Annotated in this window: 5 protein-coding genes; 3 read left to right on the top strand and 2 right to left on the bottom strand. The window is 70.5% G+C overall.

Annotated features, from left to right (window positions below):
- The coding region (locus HL658_RS07585) for a methyl-accepting chemotaxis protein (protein WP_246337359.1) at positions 1-511 on the top strand (511 nt) is incomplete at its 5' end.
- 93 nt (positions 512-604) lie between these two features.
- Here HL658_RS07585 and HL658_RS07580 read toward each other — a convergent pair.
- Both HL658_RS07580 and HL658_RS07575 read right to left on the bottom strand, forming a co-directional pair.
- Positions 605-1,408 carry a DUF2189 domain-containing protein gene (locus HL658_RS07580; protein ID WP_180281344.1) on the bottom strand — a complete coding sequence of 268 codons (804 nt, stop codon included), beginning with the start codon at positions 1,406-1,408 and terminating at the stop codon, positions 605-607.
- 210 nt (positions 1,409-1,618) lie between these two features.
- On the bottom strand, positions 1,619-1,795 hold the full coding sequence (locus HL658_RS07575) for a DUF4169 family protein (protein WP_180281343.1): 177 nt from the start codon (positions 1,793-1,795) through the stop codon (positions 1,619-1,621).
- A 166-nt stretch (positions 1,796-1,961) separates the two neighbouring features.
- Here HL658_RS07575 and HL658_RS07570 point away from each other — a divergent pair, with 166 nt between their 5' ends.
- Positions 1,962-5,261 carry an AsmA family protein gene (locus tag HL658_RS07570; protein ID WP_180281342.1) on the top strand — a complete coding sequence of 1,100 codons (3,300 nt, stop codon included), beginning with the start codon at positions 1,962-1,964 and terminating at the stop codon, positions 5,259-5,261.
- Between the two features lie 496 nt (positions 5,262-5,757).
- On the top strand, positions 5,758-7,200 hold the full coding sequence (locus HL658_RS07565) for a bifunctional enoyl-CoA hydratase/phosphate acetyltransferase (protein ID WP_246337358.1): 1,443 nt from the start codon (positions 5,758-5,760) through the stop codon (positions 7,198-7,200).
- Positions 7,201-7,212: the final 12 nt, after the last annotated feature.

The raw sequence follows: 7,212 nt of genomic DNA, 5'->3' as shown, positions 1-7,212 counted from the left end.
CGGCGAGATCGTGAAGCTGATCGCCACCATCGCCGGACAGACCAACCTGCTGGCGCTCAACGCCACCATCGAGGCGGCGCGCGCGGGCGAGGCGGGCAAAGGTTTCGCCGTCGTGGCGCAGGAGGTCAAGAACCTCGCCACCCAGACGGCCAAGGCGACCGAGGACATCACCGGGCAGGTCGGGGCCATCCAGAACGCCACCAACGAGACGGTGACCGTGATGAAGGGCATCGGCGCCACCATCACGGAAATCAACGAGATCGCCACCACCATCGCCGCGGCGGTGGAGGAGCAGGGGGCCGCCACCAACGAGATCGCGCGCAACGTCCAGCAGGCGGCGGCCGGCACCAGCGCCGTGTCGCACACCATTGAGCAGGTGACCCGCGCGGCGACGGAGACCGGCTCGGCCGCCACCCGCGTGCTTCAGACCTCGGAGTCGGTCACCAGCCAGTCGTCCCGTCTGGAGTCGGCCATCGCCGGCTTCCTGCGGTCGCTGCGGCAGAGCGCCTGATCACGGCATCGCCGTCTTGAAATGGGCCGTCTTGAAATGGAAAACCCCCGCCGGTCGCCCGGCGGGGGTTTTTGCTGCCCGGGTGCCGGACGGTCAGCGGTCGCCGGACACAACGTCGCGATAGGCGTGCCAGGACGCGTGGCCGATCAGCGGGAAGGCGATGAGCAGGCCCACGAAGCCGGTCGCCAGACCGGCGGAGATGAACAGCGCGATCAGCGCGGCCCACACCAGCATGGTGCGAGGGTTCTCCCGCACGGCGGTGATGCTGGTCGCCATGGCGGTGAAGGCGTCGCAGTCGCGGTCGAGCAGCATGGGGATGGCCACCACGCTCATCGAGAACACGGCCGCCGCCATGAAGCCGCCGGCCACCGTGCCGGTGATCAGGAAGGGCAGCGTCACCTCGGAGAAGAAGATGCGCTCCACCAGCAGGTCGAGCGGAGGCGGCTCCATCGAGAAGAACAGCATGAAGATCAGGAAGGCGAGCCGGATCCAGGCGAAGAACACCACCATCAGCGCCAGCCCGATGGCGGCGATCTGGGTGCCGTTCTGCCGGTAGGCCATGACCACCGGCCAGAGGCCGGCGTGCTCGCCGCGTTCGAGGCGGCGGCTGGTCTCGTAGAGGCCGACCGCCAGGACCGGCCCGATCAGCATGAAACCAGCCGCCATGGGCAGGACCAGATAGTGCATCCCGTACATCGCCAGCCCGGCGACCAGCACGAAGCTGGACACCACGGCCAGCAGCCCGTAGGCAAGGCTGATCAGGGGAGCGGCGAGCATGTCGCGCCAGCCGGCGGCCAGCCAGACCCAGGGCCGGTCGGTTCCGACCGTGCGGATCCGCGGCAGCCACGACGCGCGCGGCTCCGCCAAATGGTGATGATGGGAAGTGACGTCGACCATCTTGCCCAACTCCTCGCCTGTGGAGTTCAGGAACTCCGCTTGGACAAAAGATAGCGCGGCGGATGGTTTCGGTCCAGAACTATCGGGGAAGACATCGTTATGTAAACGAACGATATGACAAGCAAAACCGCCATGCGGCATCCCGCCGCAGATGCGGCAGAGTGTCGCAGGTGCTGCGAAACCGCGTATGGAAAAGCCCCAGCGGGGCGCTCAGTCTTCCCGCTTCTTGCCGTCGAGGTCGCGGGTCTGCCGGTCCTGCTCCAGCCGCTGCCGGGTCGTCTCCGATTTCGGCGTGCCGAATCGGATCCGGTTCTCCGACGCCTGCTTCTCCCGCTCGTCCCGGCGGCGCTGCTTGCGGAAGCGGTTGAGGTTGACGACGTCGCCCATGGCGGTGTCTCCGGCGGGATGGGGAATGCCGCATACGGGCGCAACCTGCCCTTGGCTTGCCCAATTTGCTTGTCTCTTCTTGCCCGGTTAGCTTAGCGGATGACGCTCGGGGCGAGAAGGGTCCGGGTCTGCGGGCGAGCATTGTGGCCCGGGGAGGATTGAGGTCTTGAGGAAACTGCTCATCGCTGTGCTCGCCGTGCTGGGCGTCCTGCTGGCGGCGGTGCTGGTGCTGCCGGCCGTGATCGACTGGAACAGCCACAAGGGCATGATCGCCGCGCGCATTTCCGCGGCCACCGGTCGCGCGGTGTCGCTGGACGGCGACATCAGCCTGTCGCTGTTCCCCACGCCGCAGGTCAGTGTGGCCGGGGCGAGGCTCGCCAACCCTCCGGGATTCGCGCTGCCCGACATGGCGGCGCTGAAGCGGCTGGACGTGACGGTGGCGCTGATGCCTCTGCTGGGCGGTCGGGTGCAGGTGGAAAGCCTGACCTTCATCGAGCCGCTGTTCGTTTTCGAGACCGCGAAGACCGGCGCCTTCAACTGGGAGTTCGATGGCGACCGGCCGGCGCCGGACGGATCGGACACCGGCACGGGTGGCCGATTCGTTCCGATGGTCAGCTTCGACGAGGTGACCATCGAGAAGGGCACCGTCCTCTACCGCGACGACCGCACCGGCAAGGAGGAGAAGGCCGAGGCGCTCGACGCCCGCGTTGTCGCCGCCAGCCTCGCCGGCCCGTTCCAGATGCACGGCACCTTCCGCCTGCGCGGCGTGCCGGTGCGTGGCGAGGTGACCACCGGGCGCTTCACCGAAGGGGCGGCGGTGCCGGTGCGCGCGGCGCTGACCTTTCCGGAGACCGAGACGACTCTGCGCTTCGCCGGCATCGCCGCGGCGGCGCCCGGCGGCGGCACCCGCGCCCAGGGCGACCTGCGCGCCGAGGGGGCCAATCTGGCGACGGCCCTGGCCCCGTTCGGGGCGGATGCCCGGGTCATGCAGCGGCTGGGGCAGCCCTTCTCGCTGCGCGCCGCGGTGGAGGGGGCCGGCGACCTGCTGGCGTTCAACGGCCTGGAGATGCAGGTCGGCGACATGCGGGCGAGCGGCTCCGCGAGCCTCGACACCGGCGACCACCCACGGGCCAAGCTGGCGCTGACGCTGAACCGCCTCGATCTCGACGCGTGGTTGTCGGGCAACGGCAAGTCGTCCACCGTGCAGCCGCCCGCCGCCCAGCCGTCACGCGGGCGCCCGGCCCAGACGGCCGAGCCGCCGCGGACGGCGGGCGGATTCGAATTGCCGAAAGGGATGAGCGCGCAGGCCGACATCGTCGCCGAGGCGGTGACCTTCAACGGCGCGCTGGTCCGGCAGGCCCGGCTGGAAGCGTCGCTCGCGGACGGGGTGGTCACCATCGAGCGGGTCGCGGCGCTGCTGCCCGGCGGGTCGGACGTGGTCGCCGGCGGAACGCTCTCGACCTCCGCCGGGCAACCGGTGCTCGACCTGCGGCTGGAGGCGAGCGCCGACAATCTGCGCGGCGTGCTGGAATGGCTGAAGCAGGACGTGAAGGCGATTCCGCCCGACCGGCTGCGCAAGGCCTCGTTCGGCGCCCGCATCCAGGGGCGGCCCGGCCGGGTGGACGTGACCGGCATCGACCTTCGCGTCGACACCAGCCATGTAACCGGCGGCGTGGCCTATGTGGACCGCGGGCGCCCGGCCTATGGCGTGCGGCTCGACATCGACCGGCTCAACCTCGACGCCTATCTGCCGGCGCCGGCCGACGCCCCGGCGACCGCGCCGGCGGCTGGTGGAACCGCGCGGGGCGGGACGGCGCCCGGCCCGCTGGATGAGCTGCGCCGGGTGGATGTGAACCTGCAGCTCAACGCCGGCAACCTCACCTACCGCGGCATGACGGCGCAGGGGCTGGCGCTGGACGCGACGGCCGCGGGCGGGGTCGTGGTCCTGCGCGACGTCAAGGTCGCCGACCTCGCGGGAATGTCGGGGCAGGCGAGCGGCCGCATCGGCCGCCTGTCGCCGCTGGGACAGGCCGACCTGTCGGTGAACGCGGAGGCGCCGTCGCTGGCCGGGTTGGCGCGCCACGTTGCGTGGCCCGCGGGCGCACCGACGCCGGAGCGGCTTGGGCCGGTGACGCTGCGCGGACGGTTCGCCGGCGACCTCGATCGGCTGACGCTCGACGTGGAACTCGGTGCGGCCGGGGGCAACCTGACGGCGGGCGGCACGCTCGCCAGCCTGTCCGGAACCCCGCAGGCCGACATCAAGCTGCGCACCACCCATCCGGAGCTCGGGGCGCTGCTGTCGCTGCTCAACCCTGCGACCGCGCCGGCGTCCTATGGCGCCGTGGACCTGTACGGGGAGCTGCGCGGCGGTGCCGCGGCGCTTTCGGTGAAGGGGTTGCAGGGCACGGTGGCCGGCACCTCGGTCACCGGGGAGGGGGGGTACCGCAGCGAGGCGGGGCGTCCGCGGGTCGAGCTTGACCTTCAGACCGGTGACATCGACCTCGACCGGCTGGCCGCCCCGCCGCCGGCAACGCGGCCGGAACCGGCCCGCGGCGGCAACACCGCAAGGCCGGCTCCCGCCCCGCCCGCGGCGGGTGGCGAGACGTTCGACCTGTCCTGGCTGAGCGCGTTCGACGGGCGGCTCGGGCTGACCTCGTCCGCGGTGGCCGGCGGCGGGTTGCGGCTGGAGAATCCGGCGCTGCGCGCGACCCTGTCCGGCGGTGTGCTGACGCTGGAGCAACTCGACGGCGGGCTGCTTGGCGGGCAGGTCGGGGCCACCGGGCGACTGGCCGCACCCGCCGACGGCGTGCCGCAGGCGCAGCTCGACCTGACCGTGGTGAAGGCCAAGCCGGGCACGCTGGCCGGGGACCGGACACTGGGCATCAGCGGCGGCACCATCGATCTCGACGCCGAGCTGTCGGCCTTCGGCCGCTCGTCGCAGGCGATGCTGCAGAGCCTGTCGGGGCAGGGGCGGCTGGCGGCGCGCGACGGGTCGGTCCGCGGCTTCGACATGGCCGCGCTGGCGCAGCGCCTGACCGCCCGGCTCGAGCGCCCGCAGGACGCGATCCAGGCGCTGGCGCGGGCGCTGCAGGGCGGCGACACGTCCTTCGGCAGCCTGGACGGCAGCTTCACCGTGGAGCGCGGTGTGGTGCGCAGCGACGATCTGGCGCTGACCGCGCCGCTGGGGGATGCGGCGGCGGCGGGGCAGATCGACCTGCCGGCCGGCACCGTCAACGCCCAGGTCCGTGTGCAGGTGCGGGCCGACGACGCGGTGCCGCCGCTGACGCTGCGGCTGACCGGGCCGCTGGACAAGCCGACGCGGAGTTTCGACCTGAAGGAGGTTCAGGCCTTCATCGCACGCCGCGCCGCCGAGGGCGCGCTGGACCGTGTCGCCCCCGGTCTGCCGGTGCCCGGTGACAAAGCGCAGGGGATCATCCGCGACCTGCTGGAGGGGTTGCGGCGATGATGCCCGCCGGTTGCGCACTGTGCGCCATGGCCTTTCGATCAGGTCGTGTGCAGCGCAGCTTCCGACAAGGATCTGTATCGCGATGCGCAGCCTTCTTTCCAGGAATGAGGTCTTAAGGAAGGGTAAATACTCGAACCGGATGGCACCTTTGCTTGCAGCGGACTTGACTTGGGTGTGCGGTCGTCGGTACATATGTTGCGGCGCGAAAGGGTCGGGCCAATCACCGTCACACCGCGCACAGGGCCTTTCCGGGTCCGCTCCAAAATGTCCGGGCGCTGTCACGTCCGTTTCATCGATTTGGGGTAGAGAGCAGGACGACGCACCAAGCCAAAGGGTGCGCGCAACGGACGGTGTCGCGGATCAACCGGGAACCGCCGGATCGATACGGGGTCAGGGGACAGACCAAAAACAGGCTGCGGGCATCATCAACCGCAGTCAGGAGGATTCGGCCAGGGCCATCGTAACCGAGCCGTTATCCCTTTTGGAGCACCGTCCTATGGACACCGCCATCGACGTCGGCAGAAACGGGTCCGTCGCCATGATCGAGAACGTCACTTACGAGGAAATCGAGGTCGGCCAGTCGGCGAGCCTGTCGCGGCGCCTGTCGGCGACCGACATCGAGCTGTTCGCCACCGTCTCCGGCGACATCAACCCGGCCCACCTCGACGAGGAATACGCGGCCGACAGCCTGTTCCACAAGGTGATCGGCCACGGCATGTGGTCGGGCGGGCTGCTGTCGGCGGTGCTGGGCACCCAGCTTCCCGGACCCGGCACCATCTATCTGGGCCAGGACCTGCGCTTCAAGCGCCCGGTCGGGCTGGGCGACGTGATCACCGCCACCGTGACGGTGCGTGAGAAGCGCGACGACAAGCAGATCGTGCTGTTCGATTGCGTCTGCACGAACCAGGACGGCAAGGAGGTGGTGGCCGGCACGGCGGAGGTCATCGCGCCGTCGAAGAAGGTGCGGCGCAAGGCGCACGAGCTGCCCCAGGTGCAGATGATCCACCACCACGGCCATGACGAGATGCTGCGCAAGTGCGAAGCGCTGCCTCCGGTCCCGGTGGCGGTGGTGCACCCCTGTGACGAGTCCTCGCTGCGCGGCGCGGTGGAGGCGGCCGAGGCCGGCCTGATCGACCCGATCCTGGTCGGCCCCGCCGCCAAGATCCGTTCGGTCGCCAACCAGTGTGGCGTCGACATCTCCCGCTACCGCCTCATCGACGTCGCCCATTCCCACGCCGCCGCCGAGACCGGCGTGCGGCTGGCCCGCAGCGGCGAGGCCGAGGCGGTGATGAAGGGCTCGCTGCACACCGACGAGCTGATGGGCGAGATCGTCCGCAAGGAGACCGGGCTGCGCACCTCGTCGCGCATCAGCCACGTGTTCGTGATGAACGTGCCGACCTACCCGCGCACGCTGCTGATCACCGACGCGGCGATCAACATCTACCCGACGCTGGAGGACAAGGCCTTCATCGTGCAGAACGCGATCGACCTCGCCAAGGTGCTCGGCGTCGAGACCCCGCGCGTGGCGATCCTGTCGGCGGTGGAGACGATCAACCCCAAGATCGCGTCCACGCTGGAGGCCGCGGCGCTCTGCAAGATGGCCGACCGCGGGCAGATCAAGGGCGGCCTGCTCGACGGCCCGCTGGCCTTCGACAACGCCATCAGCGTGGAGGCGGCGAAGACCAAGGGCATCGTGTCCGAGGTGGCGGGTCGCGCCGACATCCTGGTGGTTCCCGATCTGGAGGCCGGCAACATGCTGGCCAAGCAGCTCTCCTTCCTGGCGAACGCCGACGCCGCCGGCGTCGTGCTCGGCGCCCGCGTGCCGATCATCCTGACCAGCCGGGCCGACACCGTGCGCACCCGCCTCGCCTCCTGCGCCGTTGCGGTGCTGGTGGCGGCGGCGCGGCGCCGCGGCGCCCAGACCGCGGTCGCCGAGTAGGGGAGGGCATGG

The sequence above is a fragment of the Azospirillum oleiclasticum genome, from assembly GCF_013423485.1.
GTDB lineage: Bacteria > Pseudomonadota > Alphaproteobacteria > Azospirillales > Azospirillaceae > Azospirillum > Azospirillum oleiclasticum.
The sequence above is the reverse complement of the archived record's forward strand: the minus strand, read 5'-3'. Positions and strand labels throughout refer to the sequence as shown.